Genomic DNA, 17,054 nt, shown 5'->3' with positions numbered 1-17,054 from the left:
ATAAAAGTCAGGAGTCATGCCCGTTTGCAAACAAGTGGTTCACAAACGGGCAATTTTTAACGTAACGAGCGACTTTCCATCGCCTCGATGAGCACCGCATCATGTTTCAGCGTTTGCCATGCATGGATGACTTCTGCCGGAAAATCAACGTGAACGATAAAATCTCGCCCGCGGGGACCGTAGCCATCGCTATCATCGCGTAAACGCGGCAGCTCGCCAGTGAGTAGTGAGAGATAACGCTCAACTGGCCATAATCCTTGTAACTGATTAATAAAGATTACACTGTCTGCGTTATTTCCTAACTGAGGAACGAATCCGGGATAACTTAACCAGCGTGGTGCATCGGGATTGTCCCCAGTCATACGGCGGAACGTCGCCATCGTGCGCCGCTGCATGGTGGGGTCCTGAACAACGATAGCCGTATGAACTCGTTCTACGGCCTGATTCAATAGCGCGATGCTAAAGCGTGCGTTTTCACCGCAGTTTGTTGACTGGTCTTCAATCCAGATTTTTTCATGCGGAATGTGCCAGAACTGATGAGCGATATCCGCCAGGATGGTCGCTTCTGCTCTGCCAGTGGTGCGGATAGTGTTGTAGTGCGGATGCTGTGCGATGGCGCTATACAAAAAAGTTGTCGAGTGACCGATACCACCACTAATCAGTAAAGGAATTTGCTGATCGCGAGCAATCTTACATGCCGCGTCGATAGTCGGCATAACCGCATTGCCTGCAAGGATCACGCAATCGGCCTGATACGGCACCTCACCGGAGAAATCATCCTGCGCCAGCCACTGTCCGATAACATTTATGGCATCTATAGTTGCCGGCGAAAGCGTCGGAAACGGGGTAATGTTCATGGTTCCTCCTTATCGTTCCCTTAAGAATACTGCGTGAGATAATAGTGAGAAGCGGAGCACTCTGAAAGGAGGAAGTCGTATTTCCTTAACCGCCACTCCGCAAGCCTGACATATCTTTTAAGGAAATGCTGTAGATAAACATTATTCATCTTGCAGCAGAGAATTGTATTTTTCTGAATTCCTGAATTTTTACCCTTACCGTTTTAGAATTAATAAAAAACCCGGCGCTAAATGCTTACCGGGTTTTTTCTTTATCAGGCAAATAGCAGTGTTAACCGCTAATCTGCTCCATCGCCTGCAAAATACGCTTATCCGAAATAGGATAAGGCGTACCAAGTTGTTGAGCGAAGTAACTAACGCGCAACTCTTCTATCATCCAACGGATCTCTTTCACGTCTTCATCCTCACGACGTGCGGGCGGCAGTTTGTTGATCCATTGCTGCCACGCCTGCTGGACGTTTTCGACTTTCAGCATCTGCGCACGGTCGCGATGTGGATCAACCGCCAGTTTTTCCAGCCGTTTTTCAATCGCCTGCAAATATCGCAGCGTGTCGCCCAGCCGTTTGAAGCCGTTACCAGTGACAAAACCGCGATATACCAACCCGCCCATCTGCGCTTTAATGTCAGAAAGCCCCAGCGCCATGGTCATATCCACCCGCCCTTTCAGACGTTTGTTGATATTGAACACTGCCGTAAGGATTTGCTCGACCTGCTTCGCAATATCCACCACCGTGTCGTTCAGTTCGGCACGCACTTTTTCATGCAGCGCAGCAAAGCCTTCTTCCGTCCAGACCGGGCCACCATTGGCGTCGATCAATTTATCCACACCGCAGGAGATACAGTCGTCGATCAGCTCCAGCACTTTGCCATACGGGTTAAAGTACAGTCCCAGCTTGGCTTTGTTCGGTAACTTTTCATGTAAATATTTGATTGGCGATGGAATATTCAGCAGCAGTAGACGGCGAAGACCGTTCCACATTGCCTGCTTTTGCTCCAGCGGGTTATCAAACAGTTTGATCGCCACACTGTCGCGCTCATCCACCAGCGCCGGCCACGCCTTCACTTTGTAGTTGCCACGCTTCTGTTCGTAGCTTTCCGGCAGCTGACCAAAACTCCAGATATGTAAGCCGCTCTGCTCGATACCGTCATCCGCCACCGCGGACAGCGTTTCCTGCACTTTGCCTTTCAGCGCATCTTTCAGATCCTGTAATGAGCGCCCTTCTTTTAGCTTCTTATTTTTGTCGTCCACCACGCGGAAGGTGATTTTCAGGTGATCGGGCACCTGATCCCAGTGCCAGTCTTCGCGGTCAACGGTAACGCCGGTCATCCGCCGTAACTCGCGCTCAAGGCTGTCGAGCAACGGTAACTCCAGCGGTTTGACGCGGCCTAAAAACGCTTCGGCATAGTTTGGCGCGGGTACAAAATTACGGCGTACCGGTTTCGGCAACGATTTAATCAGAGCAATCACCAGTTCGCGGCGCAGACCGGGGATCTGCCATTCAAACCCGCTTTCCTCAACCTGGTTAAGTAACGGCAGCGGAATATGTACGGTCACACCGTCAGCATCCGCGCCGGGCTCAAACTGATAGCTCAAACGCAGCTTGAGATTGCCCTGATGCCAGAAGTTCGGGTAATCCAGCTTGCTGATTTTTTCTGCGCCCTCTTTGATCAACATGCTTTTTTCAAAGTTGAGCAAATCAGGCGTTTCGCGGCTGACTTTTTTCCACCAGCTATCGAAGTGGCGCGCAGAGATCACATCGTGGCTGATGCGCTGGTCGTAGAACTCAAACAACGTTTCGTCATCAACCAGAATATCGCGGCGACGTGATTTGTGTTCCAGCTCTTCCACTTCGGCCCGCAGTTTCAGGTTTTCACGGAAGAATGCGTGACGCGTCTGCCAGTCACCTTCCACCAGCGCATGGCGAATAAAGAGTTCACGACATAACGCCGGATCGATCTGGCTGTAGTTGACCTTGCGCGCGGCAACAATCGGCAAACCATAAACAGTGACTTTTTCCGTTGCCATCACCGCGCCCTGCGCCCGTTCCCAGTGCGGTTCGCTGTAGGTACGTTTAATCAAATGCTGAGCGACAGGCTCCACCCATTCCGGGTCGATACGCGCAGCAATGCGCCCCCACAGGCGGCTGGTTTCTACCAGTTCCGCCACCATTACCCATTTCGGCGGTTTTTTGAATAAACCAGAACCGGGGAAGATGGAGAAACGCGCGTTACGTGCGCCGGTATATTCTTGTTTATCGGCATCTTTCATGCCGATATGGGAAAGTAAACCCGTCAGCAACGCAATGTGAATTTCGCGATACTCCGCCGGTTCGCTGTTAACCGGAATGCCAAGTTCTTTCACCACCTGACGCAACTGGGTGTAGATATCCTGCCATTCGCGCACGCGCAGATAGTTGAGGTAATCGGTACGACACAGGCGACGGAAGGCGTTGGAAGAAAGCGCCTTTTGCTGCTCGCCAAGATAATTCCACAGATTTACAAACGCGAGGAAGTCGGATTCTTTGTCGTGGAAGCGACGATGTTTTTCGTCCGATGCCTGCTGTTTGTCCATCGGCCGCTCACGCGGGTCCTGAATGGAGAGCGCGGACGTGATAATCATCGCCTCACGCACGCAGCCATGTTTCTGCGCTTCCAGCACCATACGCGCCAGACGTGGGTCGACAGGCAACTGCGAGAGCTGGCGACCGAGCGGCGTCAGTTTATAGGCGCTGGCCTGTTCATCCGTGGTGATCGCGCCCAGTTCTTCGAGCAGACGCACGCCATCCTGGATATTGCGTTTATCCGGTGCTTCGACAAACGGGAACGCAGCGATATCGCCCAGCCCCAGCGCGGTCATCTGCAAAATAACCGAGGCCAGGTTGGTACGCAGAATCTCCGGATCGGTAAACTCCGGGCGCGAAAGGAAATCGTCTTCGGAATAGAGACGAATACAGATCCCTTCGGACACACGCCCACAGCGGCCTTTACGCTGATTGGCAGACGCCTGCGAAATGGGTTCAATCGGCAAACGCTGCACTTTGGTGCGATAGCTGTAGCGGCTGATACGTGCTGTACCGGGGTCGATAACGTATTTAATCCCCGGTACGGTCAGCGAGGTTTCCGCGACGTTGGTCGCCAGCACAATGCGCCGTCCGCTGTGCGACTGGAACACGCGGTTCTGTTCGCTGTTCGAAAGCCGCGCATAAAGCGGCAATATTTCGGTATGACGCAGATTTAGCTTGTTCAGCGCATCGGCGGTATCGCGAATTTCCCGCTCACCACTCATAAAGATCAGAATGTCGCCAGGGCTTTCCTGACTCAGTTCGTCTACGGCGTCAAAAATCGCCTGCAACTGATCGCGCTCGGTGTCGTCGGCTTCTTCAACAATCGGTCGATAGCGCACTTCCACCGGATAGGTCCGACCGGAGACTTCGATAATCGGCGCATTATTAAAGTGGCGCGAAAAGCGTTCCGGGTCGATAGTCGCGGAAGTGATAATGATTTTTAGGTCAGGACGCCGCGGCAGCAACTCTTTCAAATAGCCGAGCAGAAAATCGATATTCAGGCTGCGTTCGTGTGCTTCGTCAATAATGATGGTGTCGTACTGCATCAGCAGGCGGTCTTGCTGGATCTCCGCCAGCAGGATACCGTCGGTCATCAGCTTGACCATCGTGTTATCACTAACGTGATCGCTGAAACGCACTTTGTAACCGATGCAACCGCCCGGCTCCGTTTTCAGCTCTTCCGCAATACGGTTCGCCACCGTTCTTGCCGCCAGGCGACGCGGCTGGGTATGGCCGATCAGCCCTTTAATCCCGCGCCCCAGCTCCATACAGATTTTCGGTAACTGAGTCGTTTTACCAGAACCCGTTTCCCCGGCGACGATCACCACCTGGTGATCACGAATCGCTTCGAGAATGTCCTGTTTTTTCTGACTAACAGGTAAATTGTCAGGATAAGTAATTTCCGGTCGTGCCGCTTCACGCAGCAGGACTTTCCCTGCCGCCTGGTCAATCTCTTTCGCCATCTCCTGGAAAATGGCCTGTTGTGCATCAGGATTTTTAACCTTCTTAACACCGTGCAGACGCCGAGAAAAACGCAGTCTGTCGCGCAGCATCAGCGAATCCAGCCGCTGCTGCAAGGCCGTAAAGGTCAATTTTTGTTGTTCTGTCATAACGTTAGTGGGCAGTAGTCTGCCTGATTAATTTTCTTTTAAATGATAGATATAGAGTACCACATCGCGGCTTTCTATGCGTTGTTCAATAAATTCGAACATAGGCTTCGATTTATTGCGCTATCTCTGTGGCAGGATTGTGAATAAAGTGTCAGCAAGCAACGGGCATCGCCCATTCAAACATCTATAAGGAAACACCATGAGCAAGGTATTAGTTCTTAAATCCAGCATCCTGGCAGGGTACTCTCAGTCTAATCAGTTGTCCGATTATTTTGTTGAACAATGGCGCGAAAAGCACTCCGCTGATGAAATCACCGTTCGCGACCTGGCTGCAAATCCGATTCCGGTACTGGATGGCGAACTGGTTGGTGCACTGCGTCCGAGCGATGCGCCGCTGACTCCGCGTCAGCAGGAAGCTCTGGCGCTTTCCGATGAGCTGATTGCCGAGCTGAAAGCCCACGACGTTATCGTTATTGCGGCACCGATGTATAACTTCAACATCTCAACTCAGTTGAAAAACTATTTTGACCTGGTTGCACGCGCAGGCGTTACTTTCCGCTATACCGAGAACGGTCCGGAAGGTCTGGTAACGGGTAAAAAAGCCATCGTTATTACCAGCCGCGGTGGGCTCCACAAAGATGGACCAACGGACCTGGTGACGCCGTATCTGTCCACGTTCCTCGGCTTTATCGGCATTACCGATGTGAAATTTGTCTTCGCCGAAGGGATCGCATACGGTCCGGAAATGGCAGCGAAAGCGCAGTCTGACGCGAAAGCGGCCATCGACAGCATTGTTGCTGCATAACCGGACACGATCTTGATGTGGACTGTAGTTCAGTCCACATCTCAATCCACTTACCTGTTTTCCCATAATTTCAGCATCGCTTTGTGATCTTCCTTAAGCACAATATGCGAACGTCTGGCTCGAATATAACTAATCGCTTCATCAACGGTTTTACAGTGTCCGTAACATAACAACCATGCCGCCACTACCAGCGCACTGCGCGATAATCCCAACGCGCAATGGACCAGAACGCTGCCTTGCTCTTCGCGTAATGTTTCCAGCATCGCCACGGCCTGTCGGAGCTCCCCCTCTTCCGGAACCACCAGATCCAGCATCGGTACACAGAAATAGAGTCGATCTTTTGTCGCTCGTCCGCGAGGGAATTCAAAGGTGACGTCCAGAACCGCATTCTGTGCCGGAATATGTCGTGGAAACGCCCCTAAATAAACACCAGCAGTCATTTTGCTCACCGGCTCCAGGCGACGACAAAACCAACGCATAGACAGCCACATCCCGATGCGGCAGGGCAATGTCAGCCAGTAAACGGCGGGCGGGAGTTTCCCCTGACTATCTTTCCCTGTTGTTATCGCGCCAAGCCCACCGTACCCACGGCCAATAATGAGTAGCGATAATACTGGCCAACATAACCAGACTGACCACCATAACTGAATCATCACCATTAGCTCCATCAACACAATGCACGAGCCCGCGCCTACGACATATGGCAGTGCTATTTTGATTCGACGTTGATCAGGTTTCTGATAATTCCAACGACGATCGACGGGCACCATCCAGTCAATCAACATACCTACCGCCAGCCCTGTGATGACATCAATAAAATGATGCTGCCAGGTCGTCAGAGTAGAAATAGCGATGAGTAAAAACCATCCGCCACAGACTTTACGCCACCTCTCAGCCAGATGCTGACGAAAGTGACGCCAAAGTAGCCAGCAGAGAATAATATGCAGCGAAGGAGACTGGTTATAAGGCAGATCAAACAGTTCAAGTTGCGAAAATAGCCATCCCGTCACCCCACTCACTTCAGGACGGATAAAACTAAACTTCAGCGGATAGAGCAAAAAACCGCAGCAGGCCATTACCGTTGCCAGAATAAGCCGGTGGACAAGTCGGCGCTGTTCGAATGTCGTGCTACAAACGAACAGCGAAAATCCATATAAAAGATCCAGACTCCAGTAAGGAACAATAGTCCAGGGAAGAAAAGGGATCGCCGTTTCCCAACCGAATACCTGACTGGGGATATCATGGCTGTTAAGGTCCTGAACCGCGGTGAACTGATTAAGAGATCCATAGGTGAAGAAGAAAAACGGGGCCAGCAACAATAACCAGCCAGCGCCTTGTAGCAATACGTTCCGACGTTCAGTTATCACGACGCACCGCCATCGAAACCGTAAAAATACCCCACTCATCAATCCGTTGTGTGCATTTATCAAATCCGGCATCACGCACGAGTGAATCCATCTCCCCTTGCGAACGCACGCGCATTACCCACGGTTTACCATCTTTATGACTGGTTAACACCCCGGCAATCATCTCCAGTTGAGGGTGCCACGGCTGCCCGGTGTAGATGAGAATGCCGCCCGGTTCGATGGCATTGGCAAGACCTGCGAGTGAGTTTTTTACCTGCTCATTTTCGGGAAAAAGCTCATACAGGCCAGAGACAATCGCCAGCGTAGGCCGCGGAGTTAACGCGCTGAGTTCCTCCGGGTTAAACGCATCGCCCTGTTCAAAACGCACCCGCCCAGACATTCCCCGTTGGGCAATCATCGCTTGCCCCTGTGCAACATTTAACTCACTGTAATCACGTAACAAAATATCGCTTACGGCAGGCTCGTTTGCCAGCGCATCCAGTACATAGCGCCCATGCCCTGCGGCAATGTCAACCACGCGGACGGCTAAACCTTTGGCGTGGAGATCGGCAACGGCTTGTTTAATCAGTATTTGTAAATGGGTTTTACGCTGGCGAATACCGCGCCAGCCAACACTGTTCAGGTAGATTTTGTCAATTAAGCGCCCGAATGCGTTACTGCCTTGCGGTTGATTTTGATAGACATAATCCAGGGAACTGCCTGAATCAAAGCCGGTGCTCATTCCGAGATGCAGGCCCGCAGAGTGCGCCCCGAACAATTTCATCGCCTTTCGCATAAAGCGATACGCCAAATCAACCGGCGATAATGGCACGGGTCCACCTGAAAGGAGCCGCCAGCGATCCGCTGATGGTCCAGTGCGGTCTTCATGCTGATAATCAAATTTTTGTGACTTGTTAGCATATAAACGACTAATAAAGCTTTGCATTTTTTCAAATGCCTGCGCCCTGTTCTCTTCACCCAACGTGTCGTGATAAAAGCCTGGCAGCAGATGCAGCTCTTTCAGAGGGCTACGTAATCTCTGATAAAAATCAATCTGCGGTTGGCGATGCACCACATAGTCATCGCCTGATATCAGAAGTTGCGTGGGGAGCGTAATCGCCGCCGCATCTCTAATAATACGTTCAGACGTTTTGTAGAGATCGAGCAAGATATTAACGGCAATCGCCCGTGTGATCAGCGGATCATTATTGAAACTCGCCACCCGTTGCCGATCGTGGGTCAAATAGCGTCCTTTCACATAGGAATTAATAAAAAACAGACCACGCAGACGATGCCATAACGCCAGCGCAGGACGTGCCAGCGGTACATACAATTTAACCTTAAAGGCCGGAGAAGCCAGCACCAGCCCGCGAATTGCAGGCGCATAATCATGAACCCATGTGGCAACCAGCACTGCGCCGACGCTTTGCGCGATCACTACCACCTCATCCAGTCCGACCTGGCTATCGCTGGCAGCAAAACGAACAAATTCATCGACATCCTGCACTGAACGCGCAAGAGATGGGCTATAACCACGCGGCCCCGAAGTTTGTCCATGCCCTCGGGCATCCCAGGCATAAAAAACAGTATCTGGCATCGCCAGTTCATCAACGAGATGTTGTAGACGACCAGAATGTTCATGACCGCGATGAAATAAGACGATGACCTTTTTAGCCCCGGGCTGTAAAGCGGGCCAGTGCCGATAAAACAACGCTGTATTATCACTGCTGGTAAAAAAATGTTCCCCATGGATGCGTGAATTTTCCATTTTCTCTATTTTCCTTCAGTAACAGCAGTAGCGAATAAAATAAAAAAATACCGGAGCGGTGAAAATTAATGAGTCAATCCTGTCAAGGAGTCCGCCATGTCCTGGTAATAGTTTCCCACTATCTTTAACACCAATATCTCGTTTGATGGCTGACATCACGACATCGCCGCAAAAACCACTAATACCAATTAACAAACCCGCTAATAATGCCTGTAATGTATTTAGCGGTGTCAGCAACGGTCCAATAATCAGTGACGCAATCATGGTGGTGATTACGCCCCCCACCAGACCTTCCAGCGTTTTTCCCGGGCTGACTTTGGGGACCACTTTTCTTCTGCCGCAGGATTTCCCCCATAAATACTGTGCAATATCGTTTGACTCGGTTAATGCCAAAAGAAATAACACCAGTAACGCCCCGCCCTGGATATTTGTGGTTGGCAACATTAATAACCAGGCGGCATGACTCAAGGCGAAAACGGTCATTATCCAGCCCCAAAAAATGGCGCTCACGGTATGCAGAAAACCGGAGGGGTCCCCCATAAAAACTTGCCCGGTGGCTAATATTAGAAACCCAGCCAAAGGTATAAATAATAGATACAGCTCAAAGCAATTAAAACCGATAAACAAATAGTTAAGAGGAATAACCCAATATAACCACCGCGGAAAATGTACAGATATAAGCGTACAATATTCTTTCAATGCCAGAAAACTTATCAGCGCAAAAAACGTCAACGTCATCCAGCGTGGACCTGAAATCACCAGTGAAAAACAAATGACGATGCCCCACCAGGTACGAATACGTAATGTAACTTCATCCTCTTTTCTCTCCGGTAACCGCCATAGCAGAAAATGGTTTATCAGCGTTGCTAAAATTAACAACGCGAAAAGTGTTGCCAGAGATTTTTCCAGCATTATCTTTCAGCGCTCATAAGAAGCACACTCCGACAACGATTAATCGCAGTCCAGAGAAGCAGAATTGAAGCAATGCTCCATAAAAGATTATTCCACTGCATCCACTGTGGATAAATGGCAACGGCCAGACCCCACAGACCAAATATTAACGCGCGATCGCTTTTGCCAAATGGACCGGCATAACTGCGAACACCGTTAATCGTCTGCGCGAGTAAACCGCAAAACTCGGTCAATATGGTGCAAAATAACATGAGTATCACGAGTGATGCGTTACTTTCCGGTAAAAATAAAAATGGTAAATAGAGCGCAATATCGGAAATAACATCACCAGTCTCATTCAAAATTGCCCCAAGCCGTGTTTGCTGATTGCACTCACGCGCCAACATGCCATCCAGCGCATTGAGCGCCATACGGATAAAAAGCACGATGGGCAATAGCATAAAGAGGATGGGTTGTGCCACCAACATCAACAGCAATCCGGTAAGAAGAGAAAGCGCCAGTGCAGCAAGAGTGATGTGATTCGCTGTAACGTGGTGCTTGTAAAGCCAAAACATCGTCGGCCTTAACAGCGACTGAAAGAGCGGTTTTATCTGGTAGAGCGTCATTATCAATCCTTGATAATTCGGTTTGCGCTATGGTGCATCAATTCCCCTGACGGAGATATCGCAACACGCCGCTTCATTAAAAATTCAGAATATATCAAGGTATTGGGGACTCACTGTCAGGAATAATTATACCCAATTAATCAAAGGGTTAAGAAATATTACGTTGTGGATCAATACAACTCATCAAGTTTTCTCATCGCTTGTTCCCGTATTGCGCGCGTCTTACCGTTAAGCGCCAGCTGGCGGACTAAATCCAGTTCAGGGTTAACAAGCTCTAACGCCAGCAAAGGATCACGTTTCAGCCTCGCCTTTAATACATCAACTGGAAAACGGGGATTATTCATCGCCACAATCCACCACTCGGGATCAATTTCTGCCGCCAGTACTGCAGGCGGTGTGTGGCGGTTGTTAAGTGCGCCGAACTTGAAAAATGTGAGATTGCTTTTCGCCAGTGTACTCCACCATATACGATCCGGTTGTTTTGCCAGTACATCCAGTTGTGCTAACGCATCGGGGTCGAGTGCATAATAGACGCGTAATGCTTCATCAACCTGCGCACGGGAGCTGTTTTCCTGCCTCAGAAAAAACTTCGCCCAAATATCATTGCGTGGCGTATTTTGCTGTAATTCCTTGAGGACAACAGCGGGTAAATTATCACAACTAACTAATGCACTCTCTAAAAAGTCCCAGTCTTCCAAACGTATCAGGGCGGTGGCATTTAATAGCATCTGATCATCAACTTCACCGTGGCTGATAAGCTCAGACAAAATCATATCAGCGCTGGTTTCATACGCAGCTGAATCTGCTTTCGGATTATTTTTCCGATGCGATAAAGCACGTTGCCAAATTTTTTGTTTCATCGACGTGCTCAGATACTGATTTTTCGCCAGATTACTCCACCCCTCAGGATCGTTGAAACGTGTCAATAACCGTTGTAGAGCAGCGTCAGAGTGAATTACCTGCATATCCCGACAGCAAAAGTAGGCAGGGGATTTTTTCTCCATCCTTTTAACAAAATTAAACTGTAAGTTATCTGGCAATGCTAAAAATAACACACGTATTAGATCATCGTCATTCTCGAATTTTTGGTATAAATAGGCTGCAACTTTGTCACTCTCTTGTGGCGTCATCCGCAATAATTGACCATGGTGTTTCATCTCTGCCAGCTTGAACGCTAAGCTTGTGACAACATTGTTTGATGAATCGTTCGCCAACTGCATTGCCTGATTGTAGGTGAGTTGTCCTCCAGCACCGACCTGACGAATAGAGGAATCATCACTGCGGATATAGCCATCAATAATGGATTCAGGCAATAACCACGCATCTTTATAAAGCTCCTGAATGATCATATCCCAATCTCTTTTCGCCAGAGTCATTACGATATCCAGAGGGAGATTTTCACGTAGCGCAAGATTCAACGGACCGACACCATCAGGTAGACGACTCATTCGCGTCATTATTTCGACAGAGAGCGGTTCACGGTCGAGCAACCCCAGAACAACAGGCTGGTAACCCAATTGCTGATCGGTCAACTCCAGAATCTCATTGTCAGGCATATATCTCGCCATACTTTCAATCGTTTGTTCATCATTGCTATTAATAAGTTGTTTGCGTAGGTTAGCTGAAATTCCTTTAAGCCTTGGGAGAGTTCGCATTATGGCAAGATCAAATGTCGCAATATCTCGTCCTTCAAATGCAGCAACGTTGCCTTCATCCAGCATTTGCAATTCCTGCACTAACTCAGGAGAAGGCTTAGGGCGAAACAGCGCTTCTTTTTTCATCTGATTACAGACATTCCCTGCCATGCGAATATTGCTTCGCTTAAAAATTTCTTTCAGAGCATCTTCATCATTTATTAGACCCCAATAATATGCATCAGGATTTATTATCATCAGCGCTTTTTTGACATTTTCAGTGTCATTTTTGTCACTCGCACGGACCATGAATTCACTATTTGTCGAAGACGCAACAACAGGTGCAATTATGTCATTGATAAATATTCCACGCGCATTAATACTCCCCTTAATCGAAGACGGATTATCGTAATATGAGTCGATAAATACCAGTCCACTTGCATTTATCGAACCGGTAATTAACAGTGGTGAATCCGTAACTATATTCGTTGCCGTCACGTTACCGAGAATAACCCATGGATTAGAAAGAGAGAAAGTGGAAATATTACCTTTGACTGTCAAATTACCAAGAACAATCAATTTTTGATTACTCTCTATATTACCTTCTACCACTAAATCGCCACGATGCACTTTCCAGTCCGATGCAGATAAACCGAAGGGGACAAGATTCACGCTACTGTTGATAGCTTGTTCAACTTGTTGTTTATCTTCAGCGGTAGCCGCAGAAAAAAATGGTTCAATATCAACTGTATTTGCAACACATCGAAGTTCCGCCTGTACTGGAAGACTCAGCATAAACAGGGGAAGTAAACCTATCCAGCCGCAAATCCTGGCCTTAAACATATGCACTCCATGCCATTAAAAAAGAAACAAAAGGGAAATGCATCTTTCCCTTTTGTATATTCGTTATTCTCGCGAAATACCATCCAACGTAGACAACACTTCCTCAGAAAGATGCAATTTTTCAGCAGCCATATTCTCCCGTAAATGCGCAACAGAAGACGTCCCTGGGATCAGCAAAATATTCGGTGAACGTTGTAACAGCCACGCCAGCGCCACCTGCATGGGTGTTGCACCCAGGCTCGCAGCAACATCCGACAGCGTAGAGGATTGCAGCGGTGTAAAGCCCCCGAGCGGGAAGAACGGCACGTAGGCAATGCCGTCACGAGCCAAAGCATCAATCATTGCGTCATCAGCACGATGAGCAATGTTGTATTCGTTCTGCACACAGACGATTTCGGCAATCTTGCGCGCCTCTGCAACCTGCGTCGGTGTGACGTTGCTCAGGCCAATATGTTTTACCAGGCCTTGTTGTTGCATCTCTGCCAGCACGGTCAGGCTGGCTTCAATCGATCCTTCCGCTGGGCCATGACCATCCCCCATAATAACGCGCAGGTTAACCACATCCAGTACGTCCAGGCCGAGATTACGTAGATTATCGTGCACCGCTTTTTGCAACTCTGCCGGAGAAAAGGCGGGCAACCAGGAAGCGTCCTCTCCACGCCGCGCACCAATTTTAGTGACAATTGTCAGGTCGTCAGAGTAAGGATAAAGCGCTTCGCGGATAATCTGATTGGTGACGTGCGGACCATAAAAGTCGCTGGTATCAATGTGATTGACGCCCAATGCCAGCGCCTCGCGCAGCACGGTTATAGCGACGTGGCGATCTCTTGGGGGGCCAAAAACCCCAGGACCTGCCAGTTGCATCGCGCCATAACCAAGACGGTTAACGGATTTTGTACCGAGAGTAAATGTATTGCTGCTCATCGCACCCTGCCCTGTAATAAAACGGATTAAGAAAAATCAGTATAGAAACGAAAAGAGATAAATAATGCGAGGGCGTAAACAAGATTACTGGATGAGTTGCTCTATTGTCCTGAAAAACACAAAACAAAACGCGTCAAGTACCGCATCCGGCAATAAAAAACCGCAACCTGTATCAGCGTTGCGGTTTAGGTATCACATGCTAAAAATTAGAATGTTCAGTATCTGGACGTTACTGTTTCGGTCGCAGATTCTCATCAAATACCAGGCGCTGCCTGCCAGGTTCAACTTCCCGCAATGGTTCGACTTGATGCAACGTCTGCTTACAGCGTGTCACCAGCACCTGGTACTCATGCGTACCCTGCTTTTTCCATGCCAACTCCTGCTCACTGAGTTCACGAATCGCTTTCGCCGGGCTGCCGACAATCAGGTAATTAGCTGGCATTTCTGCTTTGGCTTTCACAAATGCGGATGCGCCAACAATGCTGTTCTCGCCAATCACCGCGCCGTCCATCACTACCGCGTTCATTCCCACTAATGCATTGCGGCGGATAATGCAACCATGAAGGATAGCGCTATGACCAATATGCCCATCTTCTTCCACGACAGTATCCTGTTCGGGAAAACCGTGCATAACGCAATTATCCTGAATGTTCGCGCCATCTTTCACCACGATACGACCAAAATCGCCACGCAGGCTGGCATTTGGCCCAACGTAAACACCCTTGCCGAGAATAACATCGCCGATCAATACCGCTGTCGGATGAACAAAACTCTCTTCTGGCACAACCGGAGTCAGACCGTCTATCTGATAAATTGGCATAACGCCTCCTGTTCAATATTCAAGCCGCCAAAACGTTGAAAATACAGGCTTCCCGGCGCAGGCAGTTCACCGACCGAGGTTTCACCTTTTTCACTAACGAACGCTAAAGCAGCAGGCGCTACGCGCTGATAAATGTTGATACACAGCTGACGCGCCGTATGCCCTGCCCAGTGTGCCGGAAGCAACTCCTCCGGCAACAATGGGTCTTTAAGGACGACACGGCGATAAAAATGGATCAGTAAAAGCTGAATATGAAATGCCCGCTCCGGGGTTAACTCGTCTGCCGCCTCTTTTAACAGCGGCACCAGCGGGCGGAATGACTGAATAAAGGTTTCGTACATGGCATTTTGTTCAGTTAAATGCCAGCACTCTTCTACTCTGGCACGCAGTGCTGCACGAGAAAGCGCCAGTGGTATTTGCGCTTCAAAACAAATCACGTTATCCGCCACACCCGCTTCATGCAAAAGTGTCTGTACATCGGCCAGTTTTTGCGACGGCGATGCCATCAGGCTGGGTGCCAGTGCGCCAAAACCTTGCCAGATCAACTGCTTTTTGACATCAGCCAGCGTTGATTTATCTAAACCTTCCGAGAGCAACAGGAGCCATTTACCATCCCATGCAGGTTGCTCTGCGCGATAAATTTTACTTTCTGCCCGTCGCGTCAGGCGCAAGCCTTTATCACTGAGGCTATAGAAACTGCGTCGCCCGATGCGGGAAACATCCAGCCAGCCTTCTTTATTAAGACGAAACAAAGCGGTGCGGACGAAACGCTCACCAAATCCCAGCCCTTCCAGCAAAGCAGCCAGACTACCAAGCCAGATTTCACCACCACGATGGGAAAGCGAATCACCATACAGAGAGGAGATCAAAGATGTGCCACTGACCGGAACAGCGTTTACAGCATGTTGGATAAAAGTATCAAGTTTACTCATTCGCTTCAGTCTGTTGTTATTGTTGTGATTTATGAATCATAGCACAGGTCGTATCGACTTCTGGCCCTGGCGCTTTACCCCACCAGGGCCAGACGATACGTCAGGCACCAACAATATTGCGCAGATCAAACACCCGACACGCCTTGCCTTCTGAACGCGGGATACTGCCACAGTTAACGATCATCACATCGGTAGAGATCCCCACCATCGACTTAATCCGATGGCGCAGCTGGTGGCATACCTGGCAACGCTGCTCATGCGTCAATGTCAGGCTACTTTCTTTCAACTCCACTTTCACAGAAAGTGAATCAAGATGCCCCCGGCGGTTCACCTCCAGTTGGTAATGCGGCGATAAATGTTCGAATTTGACAATCTCTTCTTCCAGTTGTGACGGAAAGACATTTACACCGCGAATAATCAACATGTCATCGCTGCGTCCGCTGATGCGATCCATGCGGCGCATAGTCCGCGCCGTTCCTGGTAACAGTCGGGTTAAATCACGCGTGCGGTAACGAATGACCGGCAATGCTTCTTTGGTCAGCGTGGTGAATAACAGTTCGCCATGTTCACCATCGGCAAGCGGTGTGCCGTCATGAGGATTAACAATTTCAGGATAGAAATGATCTTCCCAAATAGTTGGACCGTCGGTAGTTTCCAGACACTCCATCGCCACCCCCGGCCCCATCACTTCTGACAGGCCATAAATATCCAGTGCGGTGATCCCCAGACGCCGTTCAATCTCTTTACGCATGGCCTGTGTCCACGGCTCAGCACCAAACACGCCAACCCGCAGCGAGCAACCGCTGGCATCACCGCCCAACTGCCGCTCCAGCTCTTCAATCAGGTTAAGGCAATAAGATGGCGTAACCATGATCATATCTGGTTGAAAATCGCGGATCAGTTGCGCTTGTTTTTCCGTCTGCCCGCCAGACATCGGGATCACCGTAGCGCCCAGACGTTCGGCACCATAGTGCGCGCCCAGCCCACCAGTAAACAGGCCGTAACCATAGGCAACATGAATTTTGTCTTTGGGCGAGCCCCCTGCCGCACGCAAAGAACGCGCTACAATATTGGCCCAGTTATCAATATCGTTTTGCGTATAACCGACAACTGTCGGTTTACCTGTGGTTCCCGAAGAAGCATGAATGCGCACCACTTGTTCCATCGGCACGGCAAAGGTGTCAAAGGGATAGTTGTCGCGCAGATCCTGTTTGGTGGTACAGGGAAATTTACGCAGGTCTGAAAGTTCCCTGAAATCATCAGGATGTACGCCTGCTGCGTCGAATTTTCGCCGATACATCGGGACATTTTCATACGCGTGTTTGAGCGTCCATTTCAGACGCTGTGTTTGCAACGCCTGTAACTCATCAACAGACGCGGTTTCAATCGGGTCAAGCTTTGTATTGGTTATCATTGTAGGGTACTCGCAGGTTG

At 49.4% G+C, this 17,054-nt stretch carries 12 protein-coding genes; 1 reads left to right on the top strand and 11 read right to left on the bottom strand.

Features of this window, described 5'->3' with window-relative positions; all coding sequences use genetic code 11:
- Positions 1–56: 56 nt before the first annotated feature.
- Together ydcF and hrpA are read right to left on the bottom strand one after the other, a co-directional pair.
- Positions 57–857, bottom strand: coding sequence for a DUF218 domain-containing protein YdcF (gene ydcF / locus FTE26_RS09995; RefSeq protein ID WP_001027942.1), 801 nt, complete (start codon positions 855–857; stop codon positions 57–59).
- Positions 858–1,128: 271 nt separating this feature from the next.
- On the bottom strand, positions 1,129–5,031 hold the full coding sequence (gene hrpA / locus FTE26_RS09990) for an ATP-dependent RNA helicase HrpA (RefSeq protein WP_000139565.1): 3,903 nt from the start codon (positions 5,029–5,031) through the stop codon (positions 1,129–1,131).
- 199 nt (positions 5,032–5,230) lie between these two features.
- Between hrpA and azoR the strand changes: the two genes are divergently transcribed.
- Positions 5,231–5,836: an FMN-dependent NADH-azoreductase gene (gene azoR, locus FTE26_RS09985; RefSeq protein ID WP_000048955.1), complete on the top strand. Its 606-nt coding sequence runs from the start codon at positions 5,231–5,233 to the stop codon at positions 5,834–5,836.
- A gap of 50 nt (positions 5,837–5,886) precedes the next feature.
- Here the strand turns inward: azoR and FTE26_RS09980 are convergent, their stop codons facing one another.
- The 9 genes from FTE26_RS09980 to paaK form a co-directional block, all read right to left on the bottom strand.
- Positions 5,887–7,203 (bottom strand): phosphatase PAP2/dual specificity phosphatase family protein, encoded by a 1,317-nt coding sequence (locus FTE26_RS09980; protein WP_000627376.1) that lies wholly within the window; start codon positions 7,201–7,203, stop codon positions 5,887–5,889.
- Positions 7,193–8,950, bottom strand: a complete 1,758-nt coding sequence (locus tag FTE26_RS09975) for a bifunctional alpha/beta hydrolase/class I SAM-dependent methyltransferase (RefSeq protein ID WP_000431817.1) — start codon at positions 8,948–8,950, stop codon at positions 7,193–7,195. The genes FTE26_RS09980 and FTE26_RS09975 overlap by 11 nt, the downstream gene beginning before the upstream one ends.
- Positions 8,951–8,965: 15 nt before the next feature.
- Positions 8,966–9,862, bottom strand: a complete 897-nt coding sequence (locus FTE26_RS09970) for a phosphatidate cytidylyltransferase (protein WP_000890909.1) — start codon at positions 9,860–9,862, stop codon at positions 8,966–8,968.
- The gene (locus tag FTE26_RS09965; protein ID WP_000177525.1) at positions 9,862–10,467 is read right to left on the bottom strand and encodes a CDP-alcohol phosphatidyltransferase family protein; all 606 of its coding nucleotides are present in this window, start codon (positions 10,465–10,467) and stop codon (positions 9,862–9,864) included. Before FTE26_RS09965 ends, FTE26_RS09970 begins: the two co-directional genes overlap by 1 nt.
- A gap of 170 nt (positions 10,468–10,637) precedes the next feature.
- Positions 10,638–12,944 carry a DUF2773 domain-containing bactofilin gene (locus tag FTE26_RS09960; RefSeq protein WP_000471488.1) on the bottom strand — a complete coding sequence of 769 codons (2,307 nt, stop codon included), beginning with the start codon at positions 12,942–12,944 and terminating at the stop codon, positions 10,638–10,640.
- A 63-nt stretch (positions 12,945–13,007) separates the two neighbouring features.
- Positions 13,008–13,868 (bottom strand): pyridoxine 4-dehydrogenase, encoded by an 861-nt coding sequence (gene pdxI, locus FTE26_RS09955; RefSeq protein ID WP_000097797.1) that lies wholly within the window; start codon positions 13,866–13,868, stop codon positions 13,008–13,010.
- A gap of 229 nt (positions 13,869–14,097) precedes the next feature.
- Complete coding sequence (paaY, locus tag FTE26_RS09950) at positions 14,098–14,688, bottom strand: phenylacetic acid degradation protein PaaY (protein WP_001123453.1); 591 nt, start codon at positions 14,686–14,688, stop codon at positions 14,098–14,100.
- Entirely contained in the window at positions 14,670–15,620 is a 951-nt protein-coding gene (paaX, locus tag FTE26_RS09945; protein WP_000039887.1) for a phenylacetic acid degradation operon negative regulatory protein PaaX, read from the bottom strand. Before paaX ends, paaY begins: the two co-directional genes overlap by 19 nt.
- Before the next feature lie 100 nt (positions 15,621–15,720).
- On the bottom strand, positions 15,721–17,034 hold the full coding sequence (gene paaK / locus FTE26_RS09940) for a phenylacetate--CoA ligase PaaK (protein ID WP_000632280.1): 1,314 nt from the start codon (positions 17,032–17,034) through the stop codon (positions 15,721–15,723).
- Positions 17,035–17,054: the final 20 nt, after the last annotated feature.

It is taken from the genome of Escherichia sp. S10b, assembly GCF_028421345.1.
GTDB lineage: Bacteria > Pseudomonadota > Gammaproteobacteria > Enterobacterales > Enterobacteriaceae > ECMA0423.
Note: the sequence above shows the minus strand (reverse complement) of the source record. Positions and strands in the feature narration are given on the sequence as shown.